General features: G+C 62.8%; 26 protein-coding genes and 2 pseudogenes. 16 read left to right on the forward strand and 12 right to left on the reverse strand.

All coding sequences use genetic code 11. The features are described 5' to 3' along the window. Positions 1 to 220: 220 nt before the first annotated feature. The 4 genes from B0G62_RS24535 to B0G62_RS24550 form a co-directional block, all read right to left on the reverse strand. Positions 221 to 1,231, reverse strand: coding sequence for a response regulator (locus tag B0G62_RS24535; protein ID WP_103706810.1), 1,011 nt, complete (start codon positions 1,229 to 1,231; stop codon positions 221 to 223). A 104-nt stretch (positions 1,232 to 1,335) separates the two neighbouring features. Next, positions 1,336 to 1,740 carry a response regulator gene (locus B0G62_RS24540; RefSeq protein ID WP_103706811.1) on the reverse strand — a complete coding sequence of 135 codons (405 nt, stop codon included), beginning with the start codon at positions 1,738 to 1,740 and terminating at the stop codon, positions 1,336 to 1,338. 7 nt (positions 1,741 to 1,747) lie between these two features. Next, entirely contained in the window at positions 1,748 to 3,085 is a 1,338-nt protein-coding gene (locus B0G62_RS24545; RefSeq protein WP_103706812.1) for a sensor histidine kinase, read from the reverse strand. Between the two features lies 1 nt (position 3,086). Then, the gene (locus B0G62_RS24550; protein ID WP_103706813.1) at positions 3,087 to 4,493 is read right to left on the reverse strand and encodes a class I SAM-dependent methyltransferase; all 1,407 of its coding nucleotides are present in this window, start codon (positions 4,491 to 4,493) and stop codon (positions 3,087 to 3,089) included. Positions 4,494 to 5,137: 644 nt separating this feature from the next. Here B0G62_RS24550 and B0G62_RS32315 point away from each other — a divergent pair. Next, positions 5,138 to 5,365 (forward strand): hypothetical protein, encoded by a 228-nt coding sequence (locus B0G62_RS32315; protein WP_103706883.1) that lies wholly within the window; start codon positions 5,138 to 5,140, stop codon positions 5,363 to 5,365. Between the two features lie 34 nt (positions 5,366 to 5,399). Here the strand turns inward: B0G62_RS32315 and B0G62_RS32320 are convergent, their stop codons facing one another. After that, positions 5,400 to 5,906, reverse strand: a complete 507-nt coding sequence (locus B0G62_RS32320) for a VF_A0006 family four-cysteine protein (RefSeq protein ID WP_244193364.1) — start codon at positions 5,904 to 5,906, stop codon at positions 5,400 to 5,402. A gap of 173 nt (positions 5,907 to 6,079) precedes the next feature. Continuing rightward, positions 6,080 to 6,685, reverse strand: coding sequence for a TetR/AcrR family transcriptional regulator (locus B0G62_RS24570; RefSeq protein ID WP_103706816.1), 606 nt, complete (start codon positions 6,683 to 6,685; stop codon positions 6,080 to 6,082). Positions 6,686 to 6,793: 108 nt separating this feature from the next. On the opposite strand from B0G62_RS24570, the gene B0G62_RS24575 reads away from it, so the two are divergent. The 6 genes and pseudogenes from B0G62_RS24575 (at position 6,794) to B0G62_RS24595 (ending at position 9,684) form a co-directional block, all read left to right on the forward strand. Continuing rightward, positions 6,794 to 7,441 carry a DUF3313 domain-containing protein gene (locus B0G62_RS24575; protein ID WP_103706817.1) on the forward strand — a complete coding sequence of 216 codons (648 nt, stop codon included), beginning with the start codon at positions 6,794 to 6,796 and terminating at the stop codon, positions 7,439 to 7,441. 85 nt (positions 7,442 to 7,526) lie between these two features. Then, positions 7,527 to 8,072, forward strand: coding sequence for an isochorismatase family protein (locus B0G62_RS24580; RefSeq protein ID WP_103706818.1), 546 nt, complete (start codon positions 7,527 to 7,529; stop codon positions 8,070 to 8,072). A 16-nt stretch (positions 8,073 to 8,088) separates the two neighbouring features. Further along, entirely contained in the window at positions 8,089 to 8,418 is a 330-nt protein-coding gene (locus tag B0G62_RS24585) for a hypothetical protein (protein WP_103706819.1), read from the forward strand. Further along, positions 8,390 to 8,584: pseudogene (locus B0G62_RS24590) on the forward strand (hypothetical protein); the annotation flags it as partial. The gene B0G62_RS24585 and the pseudogene B0G62_RS24590, both read left to right, overlap by 29 nt. Before the next feature lie 276 nt (positions 8,585 to 8,860). Further along, entirely contained in the window at positions 8,861 to 9,019 is a 159-nt protein-coding gene (locus tag B0G62_RS31965; protein WP_208624246.1) for a hypothetical protein, read from the forward strand. 11 nt (positions 9,020 to 9,030) lie between these two features. Continuing rightward, on the forward strand, positions 9,031 to 9,684 hold the full coding sequence (locus B0G62_RS24595; RefSeq protein ID WP_279629767.1) for an ABC transporter permease: 654 nt from the start codon (positions 9,031 to 9,033) through the stop codon (positions 9,682 to 9,684). 239 nt (positions 9,685 to 9,923) lie between these two features. Here the strand turns inward: B0G62_RS24595 and B0G62_RS24600 are convergent, their stop codons facing one another. Then, positions 9,924 to 10,412: a hypothetical protein gene (locus B0G62_RS24600; protein ID WP_103706820.1), complete on the reverse strand. Its 489-nt coding sequence runs from the start codon at positions 10,410 to 10,412 to the stop codon at positions 9,924 to 9,926. Then, positions 10,409 to 11,311: an MBL fold metallo-hydrolase gene (locus B0G62_RS24605; protein WP_103706821.1), complete on the reverse strand. Its 903-nt coding sequence runs from the start codon at positions 11,309 to 11,311 to the stop codon at positions 10,409 to 10,411. The genes B0G62_RS24600 and B0G62_RS24605 overlap by 4 nt, the downstream gene beginning before the upstream one ends. A 99-nt stretch (positions 11,312 to 11,410) precedes the next feature. Here B0G62_RS24605 and B0G62_RS24610 point away from each other — a divergent pair, with 99 nt between their 5' ends. Next, entirely contained in the window at positions 11,411 to 12,019 is a 609-nt protein-coding gene (locus B0G62_RS24610; protein WP_103706822.1) for a TetR/AcrR family transcriptional regulator, read from the forward strand. 47 nt (positions 12,020 to 12,066) lie between these two features. On the opposite strand, the gene B0G62_RS24615 is transcribed toward B0G62_RS24610, so the two are convergent. Further along, positions 12,067 to 13,113 carry an AraC family transcriptional regulator gene (locus tag B0G62_RS24615; protein ID WP_103706823.1) on the reverse strand — a complete coding sequence of 349 codons (1,047 nt, stop codon included), beginning with the start codon at positions 13,111 to 13,113 and terminating at the stop codon, positions 12,067 to 12,069. A 119-nt stretch (positions 13,114 to 13,232) separates the two neighbouring features. On the opposite strand from B0G62_RS24615, the gene kce reads away from it, so the two are divergent. The 7 genes and pseudogenes from kce (at position 13,233) to B0G62_RS24650 (ending at position 20,403) form a co-directional block, all read left to right on the forward strand. Continuing rightward, entirely contained in the window at positions 13,233 to 14,186 is a 954-nt protein-coding gene (kce, locus tag B0G62_RS24620; RefSeq protein ID WP_103706824.1) for a 3,5-dioxohexanoate:acetyl-CoA acetone transferase, read from the forward strand. A gap of 81 nt (positions 14,187 to 14,267) precedes the next feature. After that, positions 14,268 to 15,614, forward strand: a complete 1,347-nt coding sequence (locus tag B0G62_RS24625; RefSeq protein ID WP_103706825.1) for an MFS transporter — start codon at positions 14,268 to 14,270, stop codon at positions 15,612 to 15,614. A gap of 40 nt (positions 15,615 to 15,654) precedes the next feature. Next, positions 15,655 to 16,395, forward strand: a complete 741-nt coding sequence (gene fabG, locus B0G62_RS24630; protein WP_103706826.1) for a 3-oxoacyl-ACP reductase FabG — start codon at positions 15,655 to 15,657, stop codon at positions 16,393 to 16,395. A gap of 55 nt (positions 16,396 to 16,450) precedes the next feature. Then, on the forward strand, positions 16,451 to 17,242 hold the full coding sequence (locus tag B0G62_RS24635) for an SDR family oxidoreductase (protein ID WP_103706827.1): 792 nt from the start codon (positions 16,451 to 16,453) through the stop codon (positions 17,240 to 17,242). A 760-nt stretch (positions 17,243 to 18,002) separates the two neighbouring features. Beyond that, a pseudogene (locus B0G62_RS31440) lies at positions 18,003 to 18,101 on the forward strand (manganese catalase family protein); the annotation flags it as partial. A gap of 13 nt (positions 18,102 to 18,114) precedes the next feature. Beyond that, complete coding sequence (locus B0G62_RS24645) at positions 18,115 to 18,819, forward strand: glycosyltransferase family 2 protein (RefSeq protein ID WP_103706829.1); 705 nt, start codon at positions 18,115 to 18,117, stop codon at positions 18,817 to 18,819. Positions 18,820 to 19,110: 291 nt separating this feature from the next. Then, positions 19,111 to 20,403 carry an NRAMP family divalent metal transporter gene (locus B0G62_RS24650; RefSeq protein WP_103706830.1) on the forward strand — a complete coding sequence of 431 codons (1,293 nt, stop codon included), beginning with the start codon at positions 19,111 to 19,113 and terminating at the stop codon, positions 20,401 to 20,403. 303 nt (positions 20,404 to 20,706) lie between these two features. Here B0G62_RS24650 and B0G62_RS24655 read toward each other — a convergent pair whose 3' ends face one another. The 3 genes from B0G62_RS24655 to B0G62_RS31795 all read right to left on the reverse strand — a co-directional run bounded on the left by B0G62_RS24655 (position 20,707) and on the right by B0G62_RS31795 (position 22,256). Further along, a complete protein-coding gene (locus B0G62_RS24655) occupies positions 20,707 to 21,195 on the reverse strand; it encodes a PRC-barrel domain-containing protein (protein ID WP_103706831.1) in 489 nt (162 codons plus the stop codon). A gap of 146 nt (positions 21,196 to 21,341) precedes the next feature. After that, positions 21,342 to 22,061 (reverse strand): MgtC/SapB family protein, encoded by a 720-nt coding sequence (locus tag B0G62_RS24660; RefSeq protein ID WP_103706832.1) that lies wholly within the window; start codon positions 22,059 to 22,061, stop codon positions 21,342 to 21,344. Between the two features lie 39 nt (positions 22,062 to 22,100). After that, positions 22,101 to 22,256, reverse strand: a complete 156-nt coding sequence (locus tag B0G62_RS31795; RefSeq protein WP_167401333.1) for a hypothetical protein — start codon at positions 22,254 to 22,256, stop codon at positions 22,101 to 22,103. 404 nt (positions 22,257 to 22,660) lie between these two features. Here B0G62_RS31795 and B0G62_RS24665 point away from each other — a divergent pair, with 404 nt between their 5' ends. Beyond that, entirely contained in the window at positions 22,661 to 24,454 is a 1,794-nt protein-coding gene (locus B0G62_RS24665; RefSeq protein WP_103706833.1) for a thiamine pyrophosphate-requiring protein, read from the forward strand. Positions 24,455 to 24,462 lie beyond the last annotated feature (8 nt).

Below are 24,462 nucleotides of genomic sequence, written 5' to 3' on the forward strand. Positions count from 1 at the left end.
ACATTGTCGAATACTGGGGATGGGTGGTCTTGACGGGAACGCGTACAGCGGCTGTGCGCCCCCTACTGGTTAACGGCGGGCGAGGGCGGAACTGAACCAGCAAGCGTCTGGAACGCAAGCGGGGCGGCTTTTTCCGGGAGCACAAAACGAAACGCCCGTCCGGCGAACCGGAAGGGCGTTTTTAAAAGTGCGATCGGCCAGGCTACCGCTCCAGCGTGCCTCAGTCGAGTGCCGGCTCCGAAAACCGCTCGATCCAGAGCGCCAGGCGGTCGGCCGCGAAACTCGCAGCGCGTGCGCCGGCACGGCAGACGATGGCGTCGCCTTCGCGTACAAATTGCAGGGCGCCACCCGCTTCTTCCAGCCACAGCAGGCCGGCCAGCCACGCCGCGTGTTCGGCCGATACGGCCTGACCGACCGGCCGGGTGAGGAATTCGCTCAGCGTGGCGGGCGTGGTCCAGATCAGCGCATCGCCACCGCCGCGAACGGTGGCGCCGAGCACGTCGGTGAACACCTGCACGGCATCCGCCGCGCCGCGTCCCGCATTCTGCGTGCGCAACTGCGCGAGGCGCGTGCTGACCGCGTGGCCGAAGCTGCCGCTGCATTCGCTTTCGGCGCGCACCAGGTCGGCGTAGTCCATGCGATGCCAGTCCGGCTCCACATTGCGCGTGCCGGCCAGTTGGGCGCCGGCCAGCCACGTTTCCACCGGCTGGAAGCGGCCCGGACCGATCAGGCTTGCGCACAGCGTATGCACGATGCCGATGCGGGTGGCCACGGTCTGCGTCTGCAGCACGCCGAGCTTTTCGCGCACGAGCTGGTCGCGTTCCTTGCGCAGTCCCGACAGCTCCAGCGCCTGCTTCATCTCCATGCGCAGTGCGGCGATGTCCCACGGCTTCTTGATGTAGCGATGAATCTGGCCTTGATTGACGGCCTCGACGGTCTGGTCCAGCTCCGAGTAGGCCGTCGTCAGGATGCGCACGATATGCGGATAGCGCTCGCGCGCATAGCGCAGAAGCTCGTTGCCATACTCGCCCGGCATGCGCTGGTCGGACACCAGCACGGCCAGACTGCCGGCGTGGGCGTCCAGCAGCGCCTTGCCATCCTCCACGGAGGCGCCCGTCACGACCGGCGCGATCGAGCCGATGGCGCGCTCGAAGTATTTGACCGCCGTGGCTTCGTCATCAACGAACAAAATCGCCGGGGGCGGTGTCTGGTTGGCAATTACATTGCTCATTGGTAACTCCTGTACTTTCGATCCTTGAATTTTTGGGAATTTCTGCGCCACGGTCGTGCCGGCGACGGAACTGGGGCGGTCAGCCAGTGTCAGCCAGCGCTGCATCAGCCTGGGCGCAATCCCGACGCCGCTACCGCTGCTGCCAGCACTTCGCGAACCTTGCTCACGCCTAGCGGCTTCTCCAGAATCCGGAATATCTCGCCAGAATTACCCGCTTCCTGCAGCGCGTCCTTATCGGCGTAGGCGGTCACCAGGATTCGCACGATATGCGGATACGCCTGCGCGACCTGCCGCAGCAGGTCGCCGCCATGGCGGCCCGGCATGCGGAAGTCGGTCAGCAGGACCGCCACCCGTGCGCCTTCGCTGCGCAGGATCGACGCGGCCTCGTCCGCGCTGGCGGCGAGCAGCACCTCATAGTCGCTGCCGGCCGAGCGCGCAAAGTACTTGCGGGCCAACTCCTCGTCATCGACATAGACGACGGTGTACGGCGCTTGCTGGTTCTCGCTCATCTCGACCTCACTCGGCACGCGGCAGATCGAAGTTAAACGCGGTCCACTCGCCCAACTGGCTTTCCGCGAACAGCGTGCCGCCGTGTTGCTCAACCACCGCATAGCTGATGGACAGACCAAGGCCGAGACCCTGGCCGACTTCGCGCGTAGTGAAGAACGGTTCGAACACCCGCGCCAGATTCTCCGGGGCGATCCCCGGGCCGTTGTCGCGCACATTCACGTGCAGCCGGCCGTCCTGCCAGTGCGCCTTGACATGGACCCGCGGCGAGACGGTGCCGGCCTTGTGCATCGCCAGCGCGGCATTCGAGAACAGATTGATGAGCACGCCGACGATGGCGGCTTCGTCGCCCTGCACGAGGGTGTCGCTGGGCAGCTCGCGCGTGACGCTCACGCCGCGCAGCTCGTGGGCGTCCAGCCGGATCGACGAGTCGAGCGCCTTCTCGAACAGGAACGGCACGTCCTCTTGCGTTGTGCCGGGCTTGCGGTAGGCAAAGGTCTTCAGGTCCGACACGATATGCTGGATGCGCTGCATGCCCTGTTTGGCGTCCGTCAGGCACTCCTGCAGCGAAGGGCTGTCCTTGACCTGTGGTTCCTCCATGGCGATTTCGATCGCCATCAGGCAGAAGTTCACCGGGTTGTTGACCTCGTGAAGCAGCCCCGCCGACAACGTGCCGATTGCCGCCATTTTTTCCTGCTGCAGCAGTTGGCCCTTGATTTGCGCGAGGTTCTCATTCGAGCGGGCGAGCTGGGCGTTTTTATGCGCGACCTCGTCCTTGAGCCGGAACAGCTGGAAACGGCCCTTCTCGTTGAAGAAGGTGTAAACGGAACTGGCCAGCGCGCAGAAGAAGATCAGGATGAGCTGGAACTGAAACTTGCTCGGGTCCTGGATGCCGCCCGGATGCGCCGTGCAGGCGATGTAGTAGAACACGACCGTGGCGACGCCGAATGCAAGCGTCTGCCAGTAGCCGGAGGCGAACAGAATCCCCACCGCAAAGATCGTCAGCGTCAGCCCGGCGTAGAACAGCGACTGCTCGCCCTGAGTGGCGTAAATCATCCACGAGATCATGGCCTGCGGCAGCAGCAGCCAGGAAAAGGTGATGACCTGTACGTGGCGCTTGCCCGCTTCGGTGTAAAGCGAGAGCAACGCCAGGCCGATGGCGGCGCTGGTCAGCACCCGCAGGATGGCAAAGCCTTTTTGCTCGGCCGGATACACGACGTAGTCCATGGCCGCGCCCATCAGCACCAGCACGATCACGGTCAGGCCGCCCGCCTTGCTGCATAGCAGCCGGTAGTCGCGCAGCTCTTCGCGATAGGTCGACTGCAGCCCCACCAGGGATGTCGTCATTTCAACCTGCTTGTTGCTGGCCGATTGTTACCTCGGCGAACACATTCACCCCGGTCGGGTCTGTGTACAGACGCGGCTCACCAGTGTTCTCCGGCATGATCGCGGCCATCTGCGCCTCGTTGCGATAAATCAGGTACCACTCCAGCACGTGCTCCATGCTGAAGCGTTCGGGGTTGTCGGCGTGGACGTTGGTGACCAGCAGGCGGCCGCCCCGTCGGGTGCGGCTCGCGAAATACTGGCACAGGCGCGCGCAGACCTTGTCCGACAGGTAGTCGAACAGACCGGCGCAATAGACCGCGTCGAACTCGCGGGCGTCCGGTGCGTCCGCGTCCATCCGGCGCTTGAGCAGATGGTGCACCGAATCGTGCGTGTAGCTGATGGCCATGCGCTTGGACGTTTGCTGAGCGATGGACCCCAGGCGCTCGCGTGTCCAGTCCAGTGTCTCCTGGCTGAAGTCGAGCAATTCGAACGACAGCCATTGCGGCTCGTCGTATTCGTGCATGAAACGCTGGATCTCCTGAGCGGGGCCGCAGCCCACGTTCAGCACCCGGGCGGGTCGCCCCGCGGCGCGTGCATCGTTGGCGACGCGCGTCAGGTAATCCACCAGCAGATCGATGCGATTGCGGTGCGCGCGCGCCACGGCCGTTTGCAGGAAGGACGCGTTGACGATCTGGAAATACGTGCTCGGGCCCTGGCGGGGATCGTCGAGCATCTGGTTGACCATCTGATAGTCGCCGGCGTAGCCCAGCGGCTTCGTGAAAGTGCGGAACACGAACGGCGAGCGCAGCAGCAGCGGATGAAGCGCAGCCTGGGCAAACGCGCGATGGGCCGGAGCCAGTTCTTCATCGACCCGGCGCGCTTCGCCTTCGAATTCGTCGAAGAAGATCTTGGTCCTTTGCATCAACGGCGTTGCCAGTTCGAGGAAGAAGTCCTCGCGCAGGCTTTTGCCGTCTTTCGGCAGCGTGTTGGCCAGGTCGGCCTGTTCGACCCAGCGCGACATGTCGGTCAGAAAAGCGCGAATCTGGTTGACGGCGATCTGATAGTCGCGGCGGATCTGAAAACGCTCGGCCCAGTCCTGCACGAAGCGGCGGGCTTCTTCCCCGACCGTGCTCGCCTCCAGCGCGTCGCCGCTCAGCTCGCGCCACTCGTCGATCAACGTCACCGAGACAATAGCGGTCAAGCCGGTGTTGACCATGCTGATCACGACCGCCTTGCCCGAATAGGCGTGTTCGACGCCCATCTTGACCGACAGCTCGCTCAACACCTCGCTGACCTGGACAATCGAATAGGGGTTATAGACCTCCATCACCAGGGACTTGCGCTGGAGATTGATGATCGTGCCCCGCACCTGCTCGCCCTGGGAGTTGCGGAAGCTCACTACCGGATCGATTTGCGTTCTGGAATACACAGTATTGCGGCCAGGTAAGTACTGACGAGAAAGCCAGGAGTTTTGCGCGACGTTTTATGCACTACCCGGACCGACCCGTTCAACGCCGATCGTTTCCCAGGCCCCGCGCGATAAAGCGTCGCCATCGGTAATTCAGTTCGAACTGCATCGGCCGGACAAGCCTTGGTGGTTAGCCAGGTGCTTTCCTTGCTCGTATCGCCTTGCGACTGCGCCTATGCCATTGGCATCGTGAACCGGGCGTCTGGTTTCGAAACAATACGACCTTTGCGATTGCAGCATTCTACTGAAAAATGAAGATAGTGGCCGTTTGCCAATTTCATCGGCGAAACGGCTGGCGGGCGGCCGCTACCGGGACCGGCCTGGGTTGTTGGCCGTAAGGCCATCGAAGAAGTCCACTGCGTGCTGGCGGTTGGACATGGACATGAGCGTGGCCGCCGGGTCGAGTCCCGCGTCGTTCGCCAGGCTCTTCAGCAGATCGGTGAGCGGGCGCGCGAGGTGGGTGGCGATGGCGGATTGTCTATCGGCCCGCCGAAAAACTGCGCGGCAAACCTCTGACCGGCGATGCAAGGAAGGTTTCCGGGTATGCACTTTGCGATTCCGGCTCTCCTCGAACGGAAGCATGAATCTTATTTATGGAGGCCGGGATGCGTTCGATATTTACCGCTTTTGCGATTGCCGGTTGTCTGGTCGGCGTTGCCGGACCCGTTTGGGCGGAGGGATGCCTGAAGGGCGCCGCCGCCGGTGGCGTCGTGGGGCACGTCGCTGGCCATCATGCAGTGGTTGGCGCGGCTGGCGGCTGCGCCATTGGCCACCATGAAGCGAAAAAGAAAGACAAGGCCGCCGCAGCGCAGGGTGCGAGCGGCACCAGGTAATTGCGTAATACCGGGATGACCCATGCGGTCAATCTCACATCTGCCCACGACGCGAGCAAACCGAAACGATCTGTGCGATCGCAGACGGCTCTCGCGCACCGGGCAGATACTGCAAGATACACAGGTTGTAATTTCTCTCACGCGGCAGGAGCATCTCGCCGTTTTGATAGAGCGCGTAGCATGAGCGCTTAATAAGCTGGGACGTGGCCTCATTGCGACTGTCGCGCAAATTACTGAGCAAACAATCCTCATAGGCCGACTGCGAGTCAGACAACGCAGCGTGTGCGCCCGGCACGCCGAGCAAGCCAATCAAAGTCTGTAACGCCAACGTCAGTATTAGATTCTTTCCCATTGCTTGAAGTCTGTCTAAGGCGGCGTTTAAAAAGAAATTATTTTGAAAATAGGGTGCGTATATCGAGAATAATATGGTGGAATTTACCGTATCAGCCGATACAGCGCTTGAAACGTGCTCCAGCAGACTTTGAGGAGATAAAGAGTTGAGCGGAAGATAATCCGCAGCGCCATCGCCGGGGAAAAGCATGGATATGTCGGGTCTGAGCGTAGTGTTGCGCCGTGGTGTGCGGGCTGAGCAACGGCGCGCTCGATGCGTACAGGTGCTACGTGTGCTTTTCGGCAAGCAAACGATCATCCTCGCCGAAAGTAACGAAATCCCAGGAACTCCAGTCACGACCTGAATCGCGCCCCCGAATATCCTTAGACCGACTGGCCACTATCCTGCGGCGCAAGGAATCGGCTGACCAAAAGCTCGAGATAGTCAGCGCTGTCGCCCTTGCCCAGCTTGGGATCACGGATCAGCATGCTCCGCGCCCCATCGATGATCGCCATCAGGATAGCGGCCGTCATTTCGGCATCGAGTTCCGCATCGATTCGCCCTTGTTCCTGTGCTTTGCGCAGGAAATCTGCCAGCAACGCGCGCAAGGCGAGTGTATGCCGGCGCAGGATGTCGGCGAGTTCGGTGTTGCGGCCGGCCTCGGCCAGCACGTCGAACACCAGCGATTCCTTGATCAAACCGCGTTTCGTCTTTGTGCTTTCCGCAATGAAGGCGCGGATGGGATCGGGGCTTTGCATTATCCGCTCGAAATGCTCGGCCGCTCTCGCCAGGCCACCTTCAGTCATTGCACTGACGATGGCCTCTTTGTTGGGAAAGTAGTGATACAGATGGCCAGCGCTCATCCCTGCTTCGGCGCAGATCTCCGAGATACTGGCCCCGCGGAAGCCGTCGCGGGCGAAGCACAGCGCAGCAGCCTGCAGGATCTGCTGCCGTCGTTCCTCGTGCTTGTCTGGGTCAACTTTTCGCACTACATCGCCTCTTGGTTAGAGCGATCATCCTAACATATCTTGACGGGGTGCCATAGGGACCATATTATTAGATTGATCGTTCTATCTATTAATGTTGGTAGGGTACCCATGCGTAAAAAACTGCTTGTCATTGGTTGCATCCTGCTAGCCGGGTGCGCCAGTACCGCACCGGTACCCCACGAATCATTACCGTCTTCTACGCAGTTGCAGACCAATCCACAGGACAAGGATGGGCGGGTTCCGTATGTCTATGCCGTACCGGGAGTCGAATGGCGGCGCTATACGAACGTGATGGTCGATCCGGTAGCGATCTATCACGGCACCGACGCACAATTTAAAAGCACCACCGAAGCAGACCGGGACGCCATCGCCGCCTACATGCAGGGCCAGTTCACCGATGTTCTGAAAGGCCACTACACCATCGTGCAGGTCGCGGCCCCCGATACCTTGCGCATCCACCTGACGCTGACCGGCATCGCAACTAGCACTCCGGTTCTGGCAGCGCTCACGAAGATTTCCCCTGCGGGCCTTGTGATTAACACCGTCAATAACCTGCAAGGCCGACCCGCAATCCTGACTGGTTCGGTGAGCTACGCCGTCGATATCTATGACAGCACCAGCAGTCGCCTGTTGCGAGCCTATACCGCGTGGCAGTATCCCGGCGCCGAAAACATCGCCGCCAGTTTCGGTGCGCTGGGTGCTGCCAAAGCCGGTGTCCGCAACGGTGCTCAATCCCTGCTAGCGCAGTTGCAATAGATCGAGTTGCGGACATGAAGTCGCTGTCCCCACGAGAGGCAACGGGCCGCTTCGCCCTCGTCCCGATCATCAAAAGGAAAACACCGTGACCGTGACCACCCTCGATCCGACGTCCGCGCTCGTTGTCATCGATCTTCAGAAAGGTATCCTTTCACTTCCGGCGGTGCATCCCATGGACGACGTGGTAAAGCACGCCGGGGCGTTGGCAGAAGCCTTTCGTCAGCGTGGTTTGCCGGTCGTGCTGGTCAATGTCGCCGGAGGTGCGCCGGGCCGGACGGAGCAGCCACGAGTCCATCGGGAATTGCCGGCAGGCTGGACCGATCTCATCCCCGAGCTAAATCCGCAACCGCAGGACCATCTCGTGACGAAGCACACGCCGGGGGCCTTCACGAACACCGGTCTTGAATCCCATCTGAGGTCGTTGGGAGTCACGCAGGTCGTGATCGTCGGCGTCGCCACCAGCAATGGCGTCGAGGTCACCGCGCGCCAGGCCTATGAACTCGGCTTCAACGTCACGCTCGCGACGGACGCCATGACCGACCTGCAGTCCGATGCTCATACCTACAGCATCACGCGCGTTTTTCCAGGGATCGGCGAGACCGGCGCTACACAAGAAATCATGACCTCATGAAACGGAGCGCTTAACCATGAATTGGCTATACAACGTGTCCTACTTTTTCGGTGGCGCTCTTCTCGCGAACGCCATTCCGCATTTCGTCAGCGGCATGATGGGGCGGGCTTTTCAGAGTCCATTCGCCACACCTTCTGGCGTGGGTCTTTCATCCTCGACCGTGAACGTACTCTGGGGGTTTGCGAACTTCGTATTCGCCTGGCTGCTCATCGCTCGTGTGGGAACTTTCGATTTGCTCGCGGTGGATAACGCCATCGCCGTGGGTGCCGGTGTTCTGCTGATGGGTGTGATCTCCGCGCGTCTGTTCGGACAGTTTCATGGCGGCAATTCGCCCACGGGCTTGTGACGCCTTGGCCAAGGGCACATTCCGTTCGCTGAAGGTCTTCAACTATCGTGTCTGGGTCATCGGCTCGCTTGTCTCCAATGTCGGAACGTGGATGCAGCGCACCGCCCAGGACTGGCTGGTGCGCACGGAACTCACCTATCACAGGGCAAGCGCCGTCGGTATCGTCACGCAGGCAGTTTCAGCTTCAGGATCCATGGCGGCGCTCGTCGCGCTCGTCTACATCATTGGCCGACGACAGACCCGGACTCGATGGAACAGGGGGATCGTTGATCTCACCTTCTCAACAAGTTAGAGCCGAGATAAATCCTTGATAAATGCTTCCGATAAAACACAAGAGCTCGCCATCGAAGTGCAGGTCTGGTCAAAGCATTCAGAAGCCGACGCTGGACGAAGTGTTTCTGACCCTGACGGGTCAAGACGTGAAGGTAAAAGGAGACCCGTTATGACCGGTACGGAAACATTCAAACCTGTGATGCCTCCTGCTGCTCGACACATGCTAAGGAACCGCCGCAGCCTGCGTCAGTCGATCCACGATTCGACGGTCATGGCTTATCGGAGCCTGCTCAAAATGCGCCGCACGCCAGAACAGTTTTCGACGTAACGCTTCAGCCCATCGTCTTCACACTGATGTTCATCTATCTCTTCGGAGGCGCGATCTCCGGTAATGTGCTGGGCTATCTGCCCATCATCATTCCGGGCATCCTCGTTCAGACTGTTCTCACCACGTCGTCGAGCACGGGCGTGCAGTTGCGCGAAGACATGGACAAAGGCGTGTTTAACCGCTTTCGCACACTGCCCATCGCCCGAATCGCGCCGTTGGCCGGAGCCTTGCTCGCAGACACCGTCCGCTTTGCCATTGCCGCTGTGCTCACCTTGATCATGGGCTACATCATGGGCTATCGGCCCCATCCTGGCGGCATCGTGGTCGGTGGTTTGCTGGTGATGTTTGCCGCCTGGTGTATCAGCTGGATTTTTGCGCTTCTTGGCGTGATGGCTCACAGCGCTTCCAACGTGAACGGCATGGCGACGCTCGTGCTGTTCCCGCTAACTTTTCTGTCCAACGCCTTCGTTCCGGCAAAGACTTTGCCCGGTTGGTTGCAGGTGTTCGTGCATTTCAATCCTGTCTCGCACCTTGTCTCGGCGGTACGAGATCTGGCGGGCAATGGCGTGATCGGACTGGACTTCTGGCTGACCCTACTCGGTTCCTTGATTATCGTGGCGATCTTTGCACCTCTCACTGTGCGCGCATATATGCGCTATTCCTGATGGGTCATTGCCTCCGAACGGCGCGTCCTTCGATAATGCGAGGCGAGCCAGGTCGCCTTGAAGTGGCCCGCAACGGGCTTGCCGTCTTCGTAGATCCGCGCTCGGGCTCGCTGACGCCGGGCGAACGACGCGGCAGGAAAGTCGTGCCGCGCGATGAACCGGCGGAGCAGGGCACCGCACGCCCCCGCCGAACATCTGCCATTCAGGCGCAGCGTGCGGGCCGGTGAACTTACCCGCATCTAGTTCCCCTGCTTGACGCGCCGCCACGCCAATCGCAGGACAGGATGTGCGGCGCGCACGATGGCGTCGATATCGCGTTGTGTGACGGCAACCGAAGCATCCCCGTCCCGCAGACGGAACACCACGTTGTCAATGTGGCTGCACAGCGTCCGGTGCGCCGGCTCGTCCGGATTTGTCAGCAATCTGATATTCCAGAACAGCCACACGAGTCGCTCGTACTTCGCCGCGAGTCCCGGGTCGCTGGCCTGTGCCGCGTGATCTCCGGGCCAGTCGCCGTGCAGCCGTTGTTTGTGCTGGGTGAGCGTGGCGACGAGAGAGGCCAGTTCGGCCAGCGCCTCGCGCAGCGAGGCCATCCACTTTTCCCGATTGGTCGACAGTACGCTGGCATTGAACTGGCGCTGCGAGGCGCGAAGGGTGACGAGCGGCGCCAGGATAGCCGTGATGAGTGCCGCGCACGCCATCACGAAGCTGACATGAATGGCGCTCATGACTGCGTGACCTGCGTGCGGCCCGTCGCGGATGCGCGCACGGGTTCACTATGGTCGAGCCGTTCCCCGTGAACGGTCACAGGTTCGCCGAGCGCAACCGCGTATTCCCAGGGATTGTGCGCGCTGAACACGCGAATCTCGGGATGGGTGGACGTGAGGGCGCGAAGCCGTGCCTGGTTGCGCAGACGCTCACGCCTCACGGTCTGGACGGCGGCCTGAAACAGGCCCACCAGCCACGCGCATTGCCGCTGGGCGCCATGAATCTCGCGCGGATCGAAGTACGCATCGCCCGCGTGCAGCATCCATCCTCGCGCATCCTGCACGGCCACGCCGCAATGCCCCAGCGTATGCCCGAACAGCGGAACGAGCAGGATTTCGGGCGGCAGGCCGCGCAACGCGCGGATGGCCTCGAAGCCCATCCACGGGTCGCCTTCTTCGCTATACGTTTCATAACGTGGCTGATGCGCCCACATGGCACGCAGATAGCGATGCTTGTCCTTGAAGGAGCGGCGTGCGGTGCAGGCTTCCAGTTCCCGGCCATGCAGATGGACGCTTGCATGGGGAAAATCCGCAAGTCCGCCGACGTGGTCGAGATCCATATGCGTCATCACGATATGGCGCACGTCACGCGGATCGAAGCCGAGTGCGCGAATCTGCGCCACCGCCGAAAGCGTCGGATCGCGCCGGGGATTCGCATAGAGATGCGTGAAGGCAAAGCCGAGGCGTTTCACCGGGTCGAGCAGATCCTGGGTGCCCAGTCCCGTATCGACGAGAACGAGGCCGCTGGACGGCGTTTCAATAAGCAGGCAGTGGCAGGCGAGTTGCCGCCCGTGGATGCGCAGGCGCTGAATGCAGGCGCAGTTGAGATGATGGACCTTGAGCGCGTTCGAGCTGGCCATGAACTGTCTCCATAAAAAGGAATGAACATTCCTTTATGCTAGGAGATGCCTCCGAAAAATCAAGGAATGTTTATTCCTTTTTCCTGCTAGACTAGTTCCATGCCCAAAATCTCCGATGCCCACCGGGAAATGCGCCGCGCGCAGATTCTCGACGCCGCCTGGCGCTGCTTCTATCGCGAAGGCGTCCAGGCCACGACCATGGAGCAGATCATCAAGGAGGCGGACATGTCCGCCAGTGCGATGTATCGATACTTTGGCGGCAAGGACGACATCATCTTCAGCGCGATCTCCGCTTCGCTCAGCGCAGTGGCCAGGCTGCTGGAACTGATCGTCGCGCGTGACCTCGGGCCGGCCGCCCTTGTAGCGCGCGTGACTGCCGACATCGAGGCTTTTAGTCAGCGCGAGAACTACAACCTCGCCGCCATTGCCATGCATGGCTGGAGCGAGGCGCAGCGTGATGAAAGGGTGCGCGAGCTGATCCGCGGATTCTATGAGGGCTTTCGCGAGCAACTCGTCGCGCGGGTATTGCGGTGGCAGGCGCAGGAGGAGGTCGCGCCGGACGCCGATGCGACCGAGGTGGCTAAAGCGCTCCAGTCGATCATTCTGGGGTACGTGGTGCAGATGTCCATCATGCGGGACGTCGATCCCGCCGGGCATGCGCGCGGACTGGCTGCGCTTCTCGGAACGCGTGCCGGTGATCTGGAGTGAGTGAAGGGCGTTGCCCATGGACGGTGCATGGGCGGCTGTTCCAACTACTACGTACTACCAATCCCGGCATGCCCTCGTAATTTGCCGGGGCCCTTTCCTGTCCATCGTTTGAGTGCACGCCGGAAGTTGGCCGTGTCACTGAAGCCCAGCAGCATCGCAATATCGTCGGTGCTCAACGGCGTGGTCTTGAGATACTCGAGCGCAAGGGAGCGGCGCACGTCATCGAGGATGGCAACAAATGAGGTTTCCTCGGCGAGAAGACGCCGGCGCAGGGTGCGTGTGGTCAGGTGCATGGCGTTCGCGATCTCATCCATGCCAGGAAACACGCCGGGCTTGCTCATCAGGATCTGGTAGACCTCGCCGGCTACGCCGACCGACGTTTTCGCCTGTCCGATCAGGCGGTCACAGGTTTCCTGAAGCAGCGTGGCCGTGAGCTTGTGCGCGAGTTGCGGCTTCTGGTCGAGAATCGCGCTGTCGTAGACCAGCTCGCATTGCGCCTCGTCGAAGAAGCACGGGCAGCCGAGATATTCGCCATAGAGGTCGGCGTGCGGCGGAGCCGGATACGAAAAGCAGGCCTTCACGGGAGGACAGCCCCGTCCTGCGACGTCCTGCAAATGCGTGACGTGCTGCATGTACTGCTGCTCGATGATGAACGCGCCCAGCTCGCGCGAGGGGCTCGAAACGAAGGCATCGGGGAACGTCCACACCATTCTGTCCGGGTACTCGGTCCAGTCGATCGTGACCGTGGGGGTCGCGAGCCGGTGGTATTTCACGCCCAGCTTGAAGTAATCGCGCAGCGACAGGCAGGACATCAGCGCATAACCGTACATGCCATAGGCGGCAAGATGCAGGCGGCCGCCGACCTTGAACGGGGTAGCCGGGTCGCACGACAGCGCAACCGCATTTCTGCACACGGTCGCGTACTGGCCGATCGAAGTCATGACGGACGCGTCGTAGATTTCGTCGATGCCGACGCCCGTGCCCTTGAGGCTCTCCTCGGGCGAGATCCCCTGTTCCGACAATACCTCCACCAGCGCGGCGATCTTGTACGGCGCGTAAATGCGCTCGTTCAGCGGGGGCCGGGTCGATGCCATGTCAAAGCCTCAATTTGTCCTCGAGAGACGGCGAGGTGTCCGAAAATGACCTTACCGGCGCGATCCTACCTGACTACCATCGCTATCACAAGACAAGCCGTATTGAACAAGGAGACACCATGAGCGACATGGGCCGAAAGGTCATCATTTCCTGTGCCGTGACGGGCGCGACGCATGTTCCGTCGATGTCCGAGCACCTTCCGCTCACGCCCGCGTCGATCCGCGAGCAAGCCATCGACGCGGCGCGCGCCGGCGCGGCGATCATTCATCTGCATGCACGCCATCCCGAAGACGGCCGGCCGACGCCGGACCCCAGGGTGTTCGCCGAATTCGTCCCCGAAATCGCACAGGCCACCGACGCCGTCATCAACATCACAACCGGCGGCAGCACCCGCATGACGCTCGAAGAGCGGCTCGCCTATCCGCGTCTGCTGAAGCCCGAAATGTGCTCGCTGAACATGGGGTCGATGAACTTTTCGATCCATCCGCTCGCGCAGAAGATTTCGTCGTGGCGCTACGGCTGGGAAAAGGATTACGTGGAAGGCATGGAGGACATGATCTTCCGGAATACCTTCCGCGACATCAAGCACATCATGCTTGAGCTTGGCGAGCACGGCACGCGCTTCGAGTTCGAGTGCTACGACCTCGGCCATCTGTACAACCTCGCGTATTTCGTCGACGAAGGGCTGGTGAAGCCGCCGTTCTTCATCCAGTCGGTCTTTGGAATTCTGGGCGGCATGGGCCCGGATCCCGAGAACATGACGGTCATGCGCTCGACGGCCGACCGGCTCTTCGGTCGCGACAACTACCAGTTTTCGGTGCTCGGCGCGGGTCGTCACCAGATGCCGCTCGTGACGATGGCGGCCATCATGGGCGGCAACGTGCGCGTGGGGCTCGAGGACAGCGTCTATCTCTCGAAGGGCGTAAAGGCCGAATCGAACGCGCAGCAAGTCGCGAAGATCCGGCGGATTCTGGAAGAGCTTTCGTTCGAGATCGCAACCCCGGCAGAAGCGAGAGCGATGCTGGGTCTGAAGGGCGCCGACAAGGTGTCCTTCGACGCCGCGCTGGCTTGAGCCCGCACGGCGGCCCAGGGGCGCGCCGCGCGCCCTTCCCGCTGACGACAACAAAAAGAACCGACTCATCAGGAGACACTCATGAGGACTGCTTCAGGCACTGAAAGCGCCGATGCGCTGCATCGGCTGGCGACGCGCAAGGCAATGGCACGGCTCATTCCGTTGATGTGCGCGATCTATTTCATGTCCTTTCTCGACCGCACCAACGTGGCACTCGCGAAGGCGCAGCTCGCGATTGACGTGGGCATCAATGCGGCCGCATATGGGCTTGGCGCCGGCATCTTCTTCATTGGCTATGCGCTGCTCGAAGTGCCGAGCAATCTCGCCGCGCACCGCTTTGGACCGCGTCGCTGGATTGCGCGCATCGCCGTGAGCTGGGGCATCCTCTCGACACTCATGATGTTCGTGCAGGGGCCGTGGTCGTTCTACGTGCTGCGCGTGCTGCTCGGTATTGCCGAAGCCGGGCTCTTTCCGGCGCTCATGTACATGGTTACGCTGTGGTTCGCGCCGCGGGACCGGCCTGTTGCCGTCGGCTGGATCTATACCGCGCCGGCGCTTGCGCTCGTCATCGGCAGCCCTCTTGGCGGCGCGCTGATGCAGCTCACCGGCCTTGCGGGCCTGCACGGCTGGCAATGGATGTTCATGATCGAAGGCTTGCCCAGCATCGTTGTCGGCGTGCTGCTCTACTTCAAGCTGCCCGACCGGCCCGGCGAAGCGCGCTGGCTCTCGCCCGGGCAGGCGGCTGCCCTCGAAGCGCGCGCGGTCGTCGATGCGCAGGGACATCCGGAGCTGACTTCGGCCGACTGGATCGGCGCACTCAAGCGTCCGAGCACGGTGCTCATCGGCCTCATCTATTTCCTGAATCAGGTGGCGTTCGTCGGCCTGTATTTCTTCGCGCCCGCCATGATTCACCAGATGAACGTGCAGTCGCCGTTCATCGTGGGTCTGCTTTCCGCGAGCGTGGGGATCGGGTTCCTGTTCGGCGTGCTCGTGCTGCCGCGCATTCACCGGCGGCTCTCGAACGACTGCGCCTGGCTCGCGTGGCTCACGGCCGGCGCGATCGCGGGCGCCTGCGCTTACATGAGCGCGGCGAGTCCGCCGGCCCGTATCCTCTGCCTCACGGTCACGGCGTTCTTCGGTGGCGGCGTGCTGCCTTCGTACTGGTCAATCGCGATGAAGCGTCTGCAAGGCATCCAGGCTGCGGCGGGGCTCGCCTTCATCAACACGCTGGGCCTGCTGGGCGGATTTGCCGGACCCTATATGTTCGGCCTCGCGGAAACGGCGTCGGGCCGCAGCGACGCGGGCTTTACTGTGATTCTCGCCGCGTCGGTCGCGGGGCTCGCGCTCGTGCCGCTGCTCGCCAGAGCGATGCGGCGCGAAAGCGGCACGCTTTCGGCGGCGGTGCCGGCCACCGGAACGAATCGTTGAAATCACATTCATCAGCCACATCGAAAAAGGAAAAACGGGAATGAGACTGAAGGGAAAGGTCGCCATCGTCACGGGCGCGGGGCAGGGGATCGGCGCGGCGACGGCGCTCAAGTTCGCGCGCGAAGGCGCCGTCGTTGCGGTTTGCGACCTGAATGCCGAGGCGGTGGCGCTCGTGGAGGGCGCCTGCCGCGAGGCGGGCGCGCAGGCCCACGGCTACGTGCTCGACGTGGCGAAGCGTGAAGCCGTCGTCGCGATGATCGCGGACGTGATAGCGCGGCACGGTCGAATCGACGTACTCGTGAACAACGCCGGCATCACGCGCGACGCGCGCCTGCAGAAAATGACGCTCAAGCAGTTCGACGATGTGATCGACGTGAATCTGCGCGCCGTGTTCAACACCACGCAGGCCGTTGCCGACATCATGGTCGAGCAGGGTTCGGGCGTCGTGCTCAACGCGAGTTCAGTGGTCGGCATTTACGGCAACTACGGGCAGACGAACTATGCGGCCTCCAAGTTCGGCGTAATCGGCTTCACGAAAACCTGGAGCCGCGAACTCGGGCCGAAGGGCGTTCGCGTCAATGCGGTCGCGCCCGGATTCGTCGACACGCCGATTCTGTCGACTGTGCCCGATACGGTTCTCGACAAGATGCGCGCCCAGGTGCCGCTCGGCCGCCTTGCGCAGCCGGAGGAAATCGCCAACGTCTACGCGTTTCTGGCGAGCGATGAGGCGAGCTATATCAACGGAGCGGTGCTTGAAGTATCGGGCGGCATGACGCTGTGATTCTGGCTTTTCCGGGCCGCATGAATTCGGGAAACGAGCAAGAGCGAGGTAATCGATGAGTACATTGGATCTTCTAAAGCCGAGACCCGGTTTGCGGGTTCTCGTTACGGGCGCGGCGGCCGGCATTGGCGCGGCGATCGCCGACGCGTTTCTCGAAGCGCAGGCACAAGTCTATGTCTGTGACGTGGACCCGGTAGCCGTCGAAGCGGCGCAATCGCGCCATCCCGCGCTGCGTGCCAGTGTGGCCGACGTCTCGAAGCGCGAGCAGGTGGAGCGCGTGGTGGACGAGGCGGCGGCCGCGCTGGGTGGGCTTGACGTGCTCGTCAACAACGCGGGCATTGCCGGCCCGACGGGCGGTGTCGAGGACCTCGATCCCGAGCAGTGGGAACGCACGATATCGACCAATCTCGACAGCCAGTTCTATTTTCTCCGGCGCGCCGTGCCGGTGCTCAAGGAATCGTCGGACTGCGCCAGCATTATCGCGCTCTCTTCGGTGGCGGGGCGCCTCGGCTATGCGTTCCGCACGCCCTACGCCTCGACGAAATGGGCGATCGTGGGCCTCGTCAAGTCGCTGGCGGTCGAGCTTGGCCCGAGCGATATTCGCGTCAATGCGATTCTGCCCGGCGTGGTCGAGGGCGAACGGATGAATCGCGTGATCGCCGCGCGCGCCGAGGCGCTCGGTCTGCCCTTCGAGACGATGCGTGAGGAGTACCTGAGGAAGATCTCGCTGCGACGCATGGTCAGCGTCGACGATATCGCCGCGACGGCCTTGTTTCTCGCTTCGCCCGCTGGTCGGAACATCACCGGCCAGGCGATCAGCGTTGATGGGAATGTCGAATACCTGTGAGTGCCTGCTGGCGGGACACGGGTGCGCGTGAGGGGAGCGGTCGCCTGCGCGTACCCGTTGGACGACTGGCCTCTCGCTTTGCCTCTCGACGTGCACTCCATTTTTTCGGAAACAGTGCGGTAGTTTCGCGGTTAGCGCCTTGCGACTGACGGAACCACCGGCCAGGAAGACCGCATCGGCGACGGGTGCCGTTGAGCCGTAACATGAGCGCCAACCCGATGTTCCCAACGTTTAGGTGCGATTGGTCAAACCCGCATTCCAGCATGTAGGCAGACCATACCGTCTGCTACATCCGCGTAGAACCTGGCGCGGTCTTGGTCGAGGTTGCTAAGGTCGTTCACGTCAGCGTTTCTTTGCATTGCGATGTGAGTTGAGTATAGGTTCATCGTCCTATGCTCCCATTCCAGCCACTGATATGACATGACTTGCATCGTCACGTAGCGCAAGTCGTAGCGGTATCCAGCGCCTGGATTACACACATTGCTTCTTGATCGCTTCTGTGTGACGAGGCATTCCGGGGCTGCCACGACGGGCACAGCGAATGCTGAACAGTCGAGGCCATCCATACCAGGGAAGGGAATTTCACCAGCCATTTCGTGGGGAGGAGGGGCCGGGCACCCGACGACCAGGCATGGACCTACGTCCTCGCCGTCGTCCGCTTTGACCTACGGCTATGAACCTTCCCGATCCCGGGTGAGGGTTGTGCGTGCGCAACCCTCATCACGAAGGATCGTATCGCGCCGGCCACCGGAGAAGCGTCATGTTTATCCATAACAAACGTCTGCAATATACCGTGCGGGTTGCCACACCCAACCCAGGACTCGCCAATCTGCTGCCCGAACTGCAATCCGGCCGACAACTGCGGAGGTAGCATGCTTGCCGTCATTATCCCCGCGCACAACGAGGCGCATCTTATCGGCCGTTGTGTGCGCTCGGTCGTACGGGCATCGGGCCATCCCGAACTTGACGACGAAGAGGTCAGGATTTTTGTGGTCATGGACAGTTGCACGGACCAGACGGGGCCCATAGCGGCGTCGCTGGGCGCGCAGGTCCTGTCGATCGACAGGCGTAACGTCGGCGCGGCGCGCGCGCTGGGCGCGCAGGCGGCTGTGACGCAGGGGGCCCGGTGGCTGGCCTTCAGCGACGCCGATACCATCGTCGAGGTGGGCTGGCTGGCACAGCAGCTTCGTTGCCGCACCGACGCGGTGTGCGGAGTCATCGGCGTCGAAGACTGGTCGTGCCATAGCGCGGCAGTCCGCGAGGATTTCGTCGCGACTTACCGCGACCGGGACGGGCACCGTCATATCCATGGCGCGAATCTGGGGGTATCTGCGCAGGCCTACCAGGCGGTTGGCGGGTTCAGGCCGCTGGAGTCCAACGAAGACGTTGCGCTGGTCGAAGCGCTGATCGCCGCCGGGGCCTCCGTCGCCTGGAGCGCTGCGACGCGGGTGGTGACCAGTACCCGACTCGATTCCCGTGCGCCGCGCGGTTTTGGCGCTGCGCTGCGAGCCGCCGGGCTACGTCTGGCCGCGCAGGAGGGAACGGTCGATGAAGGCGGTCCCGCCATCGCGCTCTAAGCGCGCGCCGCCGCTCTTCGGGGTTTCCCCGTTGTGGACGATGCGGTGTGCAGTTACGCAAGACTGCTAACCGTTTTGACCCGAGCATTTCTGCCATGCCGGTCCGGCGCCGAAGACGAACGGGCCGCGAACTCGCCGGCCGCCGTGTTGGGAATGGGTATTGCGGGCAAGCATGGATAGCGCGGACTCCGTCATAGGGGATACATGGCGCATCGTCCGGCCCGATGATCTCCCGCGTATGGGCGGATCAATGACGGGTGCGCCGTCGAATCCCCGTACTGCGGAGCTCACATGGAATCCAACCTCACGCCCTCGACCGCACGGGACGGCGCGGCCAGTCCCTGGCTCGAGAAATTAGGCCCCGGGCTGATCACCGGCGCAGCCGACGACGACCCGAGCGGCATTGCCACCTACTCGCAGGCGGGAGCGGCGTTCGGCTTCGACATCCTGTGGACGATCCTGCTCACTTACCCGCTGATGGTGGCCATCCAGATCATCAGCGCGAGGATCGGTCGCGTGAGCGGCCACGGACTCGCGACCAACCTCCGGCGTCACTATCCCGTGTCGCTTCTGTACGGCACGGTGCTGCTGCTGCTCGTGGCCAATACGATCAATATCGCCGCTGACCTCTCCGCGATGGGCGCGGCCGTCAATCTTGTCGTCGGCGGCCCGGCGCGCCTTTACACGGTGGGACTGGCCGTGCTTTCCCTCGGCCTGCAGGTTTTCATCCCCTACAAAGCCTACGTGCGGGTACTCAAATGGCTCACCCTTGCGCTGTTCGCCTATGTGGGCGTCGTCTTCGCCGTCAAGATTCCATGGGCAACCGTTGCGATCCGGAGCGTGCTTCCTCATCTGTCGTGGAGCAGTATCTATCTCACCACGGTCGTCGCGATGTTCGGTACGACCATCAGCCCCTACCTGTTCTTCTGGCAGGCTTCCGAGGAGGTCGAGGACTTGCGCGCAGACGCGCGGCAACACGCATTGAAGAAGGCCCCCTGGCAAGCCGCGGTGAATCTCCGGCGGATTGGCTCCGATACCCGGATCGGCATGGCCTTCTCGAATGTGATCGCGTTCTTCATCATTCTCACCACGGCGGCGACGCTGCACGCGCATAACGTGACCGATATCCAGACGTCGGCGCAGGCCGCTTCGGCGCTGAAACCCATCGCGGGGCAATTTGCATTTCTGCTCTTCAGCCTGGGCATCGTCGGTACCGGGCTGCTTGCCTTGCCCGTTCTTGCGGGGTCGGCTGCTTATGCGATGGCGGGGGCGTTCAGGTGGAAAAACAGTCTCGAACTCGACCCCCGGCTTGCGAAACGGTTCTACGCCATCATCGTTCTTGCCACGGTGGTGGGTCTTGCGTTTGGGTTTACGTCGATCGACCCAATCAAGGCGCTCTTCTGGAGTGCCGTCATCAACGGCGTGACGGCGGTGCCGATCATGGTCCTCATGATGAAGATGGCTGTGCGTGAGGACGTGATGGGAAAATTCATCGTGTCGGGCAGCCTCCGGCTCGTGGGCTGGCTCGCCACCGGCGTGATGGGTATTGCTGTAGCCGGAATGTTTATTCTTATGCTGGTGTAGTCAACGGTTCGGACTGCCTATCCGTATCCGTCCAGGCTCGGGCGCAACGGTCGTTATTCAATATTGAAGTGGGCGTCACGCCCCGGGGTTTATCGCAATCGCTGTGGGGGCGCGATCCCTTCCTGTTCAATGAAAAATGAGGTACAGGATGATGAGTACGACCAGTGGTACGCCCAGAAGCCAGCCGAGCAGGTAAGGCATGATGTGTCCTTCGTTTCCATGCGAACCGAAGCACTCGGGTGTGAGTCTCCGGTCCGTGTCGTGATGCGCATACAACCGCGCAACGCGCGTGACGCGCGCGGGTTATACGTCTTCGGAGGGGCGATCGCGCGGCAACGATCCGGGTACATCGCTAACGGATGCCCCGACTGCGGGTTGCCAGTAGGGCTGGCGATTGTAGTATTGATGCAGCTCGCTACCCCATTTCGTGTCGCCCATCGACGGCCAATGGTCTTTGTCGAACCCGGGGTCGTCCTTGATGCGCTGCGCGCTCAAGTCCACCCGGAAGCACTTTTCGGCAGTGTCGAGCGTCAGCGCGCCCCACGGAATGGCGTGCAGATGATTGCCGATGCCGAGAAAGCCGCCCTCCGCCAGCACGGCATAAGCCACGCGGCCGCTCTGGACGTCGAGCATGATGTCCGAGATTTTGCCGACGTGTTCGCCGTCGGAAGAAATGACCTTGTTGCCATCGAGCGTGGCGGCCGCCATGATCTCGGGGCCCGGCCCATCGCCGGTTCCGCCGCCGATGATGTGCGTGCCGCCCGTGGAGGGGCGGGAATCTGGTGTAGTCATGGTCGACTCCTGGTGGGTTGGAGACCTTGGTAGCGCATTTGCCGTGCCGCTGCGCGAGCGTGACCGGCATGGACCGCTCCGTGCAGCCGGGCACACCCCGAAGCGGCGACTTCCGCTGGCGCAGGCGACGCGTCGTCCGGCAGGAGTCAGTGTTCGATCGACCACGACGCCTTATCGTGCAGATGGGCGACGAGGCCCGACAGCGCCGCCTCGACGCGCGCGTCGCCGGGGTGTGCCCGCCAGCGCACCTCGAAGCGGGCATCGAGACGATCGTGGGGCGTGTCCGTTTCCGTGCGGCGCGCGAGACCCAGCCGCAGGATGCGGCAGTCGTGGGGGCGCAGGGCGTCGGCGAGGCGGCGATACGCGTCGTCGCCGACGTCATGACCGATCGTCACGCTCGCACGACGTCCGCGCGGCATCCGGCGCTCCAGGTACTCGAGGCTTTCCAGCACGACGAGGCCGAGCACGGTTCCCGCAATGGCCAGCGTCATCTGGCCGCCCCCCGCGCAGAGTCCGATCACGGTCACATACCACATCGTCGCCGCTGTCGTGACACCCCGCACGAGACCGCCGCGGTGCAGGATCGAGCCAGCGCCGATAAAGCCGACGCCGGAAAGGATGCCGAGCGGCAAGCGCATGAGATCGAGCTCGACGAACGAGCCCGCCGCTTTTCCCTGCTGCAGTAACAGCACGTTCACCTGAAGCATGGCGAGGCAGGCGGCGAGGCATACGAGCAGCGTCGTGCGCAGGCCTGCCGCATTGCCTGATTCGCCCCGATCAAGCCCGATCAGCAGGCCCGCTACGAGCGCGACGGCAACGCGGCCCGCAAGGTCGCCCCATGTGAGCAGGAGTGGCATCGGACTCATGGCGGCAGGCTTCCGGTGAACAGGCGGCGACGCGCGGGTTCAGACGAGCGGCGTGCCGCCTGTGAGCGCGAGCCGTCCCGAACCGCGATAGCGGCGCCCGCCGCGATCCGGCTGCGGAGGCACGAGGCTCGTGTAACTGGGCGTGGCGTTCTGTTGCTGGTCGGGCGTGGGCGGAGTGAGGCGGGCAGTCGACATGGCGGGATCTCGTTCGCTGGAGATGAGGCGACAGCCAACTGGGAGCAAGGCGCATGCCATGGAGGTAGTCACTCGAAGTCGCGTTCCGATTGGCGCCCGGCCCTACACGTGCGGAACGGACGAGCCATGCCCGGGAAAGAGGCGTACCGGCAACGTGGCGGAACGGGAGTTGCGAATAACCGGCTGCGCGCGGGATGACGAAATCGGCTCGCGTACGCCGGTCGGATTCCACAGTAGACGCGATACATCCTAAGGAGAACGACGCATGAAAATGCGCCGAACATGCCCGGCTCAGACGCGAGCAGCGATAGCAATGGGAATGGACGACGCCGGAGCCCGACGCGGCCCGCAGGTGCGCCGCTTGCTGCGGGCGAGGGCGTGACTCAATACAGCGGGGGAAGGCCATGACGACTACCGTTAGCGATTTCATCGTCGAACGCTTGTACCAATGGGGCGTGCGCCGCATGTACGGCTATCCGGGCGACGGCATCAATGGCATGTTCGGTGCCCTGCAGCGCGGCGGCGGCAAGATAGCCTTCGTGCAGGCGCGCCACGAGGAAATGGCGGCGTTCATGGCGAGCGCGCACGCGAAGTTCACCGGCGAGCTGGGCGTATGCATCGCTACTTCGGGGCCCGGTGCGTCACATCTGCTGACGGGGCTATACGATGCGCGCCTCGATCACATGCCGGTGCTCGCCATTGCCGGGCAGCAGGCACGCGCGGCGCTCGGCGCACACTACCAGCAGGAGATCGATCTTGCCGCGATGTTCAAGGACGTCGCTGGTGCGTTCGTGCAGCAGGCGAGCGTACCGGCGCAGGTGCGGCACATGGTAGACCGTGCCGTACGCATCGCCTTGTCGCGCCGGACCGTCACTGCGCTGATCCTGCCCAACGATCTGCAGGAACTCGAATATGAGCCGCCGGCCCGCAAGCACGGCACGGCGCATTCGGGCGTGGGCTACAGCGCGCCCGAGGTCGTGCCGCGCAGCGCGGATCTCGAGCGCGCGGCGGCCGTGCTCAACGCGGGGCGCCGCGTCGCGATGCTGGTGGGCGCGGGCGCCCTGAATGCGACCGACGAGGTCATCGCCGTGGCCGGGCGCCTCGGCGCGGGCGTGGCGAAGGCGCTGCTCGGCAAGGCCGCCGTGCCCGACGACCTGCCGTGGGTGACGGGCTCGATCGGTATGCTCGGCACGAAGCCCACCGACGAAATGATGTCGGCATGCGACACGCTATTGATGGTCGGCTCCGGCTTTCCGTATGCCGAGTTTCTTCCGAAGGAGGGCGACGCGCGCGGCGTGCAGATCGACATCGACGCGGGCATGCTGAGCCTGCGCTATCCCATGGAGGTCAACCTCGTCGGCGATAGCGCGGCCACGTTGCGCGCGCTGCTGCCGCTGCTCGAACAGAAGGATGCGCATGGCTGGCGTGAGCGTATCGTCCACGCGAACGGCCGCTGGCAGCGCGTGCTCGACGAACGCGCGCGTGCGCAGACGGGCGGGCGCGTGAACCCGCAGCGCGTTTTCACGGAACTCTCGCCGCGCCTTCCGGACGATGCGATCATCACGAGCGATTCGGGATCGTGCGCGAACTGGTACGCGCGCGACCTCAAGATCCGGCGCGGCATGATGTGCTCGCTCTCGGGCGGCCTCGCCTCGATGGGCGCGGCCGTGCCGTATGCGATCGCGGCGAAGTTCGCACACCCGAGCCGCCCCGTCATCGCGCTCGTCGGCGACGGCGCGATGCAGATGAACAACATGGCCGAACTGATTACCGTTGCGAAGTACTGGAAGGAATGGAGCGATCATCGCTGGATTTGCGTGGTGCTCAACAACGAAGACCTCAATCAGGTCACGTGGGAACAGCGCGTGATGGAGGGCGATCCGAAGTTCGAGGCATCGCAGCGCATTCCCGACGTGCCGTATCACCGCTTCGCAGAACTGATCGGACTCGCCGGTCTTTATGTGGACGACGCGCAACGGCTAGGCGATGCCTGGGACGAAGCGCTCGCGGCCTCGCGTCCGGTGGTGCTGGAAGTGAAGACGGACCCTGAGGTGCCGCCGCTTCCGCCGCATATTACGCTCGACCAGGCGCGTCACTTCGCGCGCGCGCTCATGAAGGGCGATCCGGCCGAAGGCGGGGTCATCGCGAACACGGCGCGTCAGGTCATGGCGACCGTGTTGCCGGGCAAGAAGTCATAAGCCGGATC

Source organism: Paraburkholderia eburnea (genome assembly GCF_002917095.1).
In the GTDB taxonomy this organism is placed as follows: domain Bacteria; phylum Pseudomonadota; class Gammaproteobacteria; order Burkholderiales; family Burkholderiaceae; genus Paraburkholderia; species Paraburkholderia eburnea.

Bases quoted from the DNA above. Each gene is read 5' to 3' on its own strand.
- B0G62_RS24535 (WP_103706810.1), bottom strand. From the start codon at position 1,231: ATGAGCAATGTAATTGCCAACCAGACACCGCCCCCGGCGATTTTGTTC.
- B0G62_RS24540 (WP_103706811.1), bottom strand. From the start codon at position 1,740: ATGAGCGAGAACCAGCAAGCGCCGTACACCGTCGTCTATGTCGATGAC.
- B0G62_RS24545 (WP_103706812.1), bottom strand. From the start codon at position 3,085: ATGACGACATCCCTGGTGGGGCTGCAGTCGACCTATCGCGAAGAGCTG.
- B0G62_RS32315 (WP_103706883.1), top strand. From the start codon at position 5,138: ATGCGTTCGATATTTACCGCTTTTGCGATTGCCGGTTGTCTGGTCGGC.
- B0G62_RS32320 (WP_244193364.1), bottom strand. From the start codon at position 5,906: ATGCTTTTCCCCGGCGATGGCGCTGCGGATTATCTTCCGCTCAACTCT.
- B0G62_RS24575 (WP_103706817.1), top strand. From the start codon at position 6,794: ATGCGTAAAAAACTGCTTGTCATTGGTTGCATCCTGCTAGCCGGGTGC.
- B0G62_RS24585 (WP_103706819.1), top strand. From the start codon at position 8,089: ATGAATTGGCTATACAACGTGTCCTACTTTTTCGGTGGCGCTCTTCTC.
- B0G62_RS31965 (WP_208624246.1), top strand. From the start codon at position 8,861: ATGACCGGTACGGAAACATTCAAACCTGTGATGCCTCCTGCTGCTCGA.
- B0G62_RS24600 (WP_103706820.1), bottom strand. From the start codon at position 10,412: ATGAGCGCCATTCATGTCAGCTTCGTGATGGCGTGCGCGGCACTCATC.
- B0G62_RS24605 (WP_103706821.1), bottom strand. From the start codon at position 11,311: ATGGCCAGCTCGAACGCGCTCAAGGTCCATCATCTCAACTGCGCCTGC.
- B0G62_RS24610 (WP_103706822.1), top strand. From the start codon at position 11,411: ATGCCCAAAATCTCCGATGCCCACCGGGAAATGCGCCGCGCGCAGATT.
- B0G62_RS24615 (WP_103706823.1), bottom strand. From the start codon at position 13,113: ATGGCATCGACCCGGCCCCCGCTGAACGAGCGCATTTACGCGCCGTAC.
- kce (WP_103706824.1), top strand. From the start codon at position 13,233: ATGAGCGACATGGGCCGAAAGGTCATCATTTCCTGTGCCGTGACGGGC.
- B0G62_RS24625 (WP_103706825.1), top strand. From the start codon at position 14,268: ATGAGGACTGCTTCAGGCACTGAAAGCGCCGATGCGCTGCATCGGCTG.
- fabG (WP_103706826.1), top strand. From the start codon at position 15,655: ATGAGACTGAAGGGAAAGGTCGCCATCGTCACGGGCGCGGGGCAGGGG.
- B0G62_RS24635 (WP_103706827.1), top strand. From the start codon at position 16,451: ATGAGTACATTGGATCTTCTAAAGCCGAGACCCGGTTTGCGGGTTCTC.
- B0G62_RS24645 (WP_103706829.1), top strand. From the start codon at position 18,115: ATGCTTGCCGTCATTATCCCCGCGCACAACGAGGCGCATCTTATCGGC.
- B0G62_RS24650 (WP_103706830.1), top strand. From the start codon at position 19,111: ATGGAATCCAACCTCACGCCCTCGACCGCACGGGACGGCGCGGCCAGT.
- B0G62_RS24655 (WP_103706831.1), bottom strand. From the start codon at position 21,195: ATGACTACACCAGATTCCCGCCCCTCCACGGGCGGCACGCACATCATC.
- B0G62_RS24660 (WP_103706832.1), bottom strand. From the start codon at position 22,061: ATGAGTCCGATGCCACTCCTGCTCACATGGGGCGACCTTGCGGGCCGC.
- B0G62_RS31795 (WP_167401333.1), bottom strand. From the start codon at position 22,256: ATGTCGACTGCCCGCCTCACTCCGCCCACGCCCGACCAGCAACAGAAC.
- B0G62_RS24665 (WP_103706833.1), top strand. From the start codon at position 22,661: ATGACGACTACCGTTAGCGATTTCATCGTCGAACGCTTGTACCAATGG.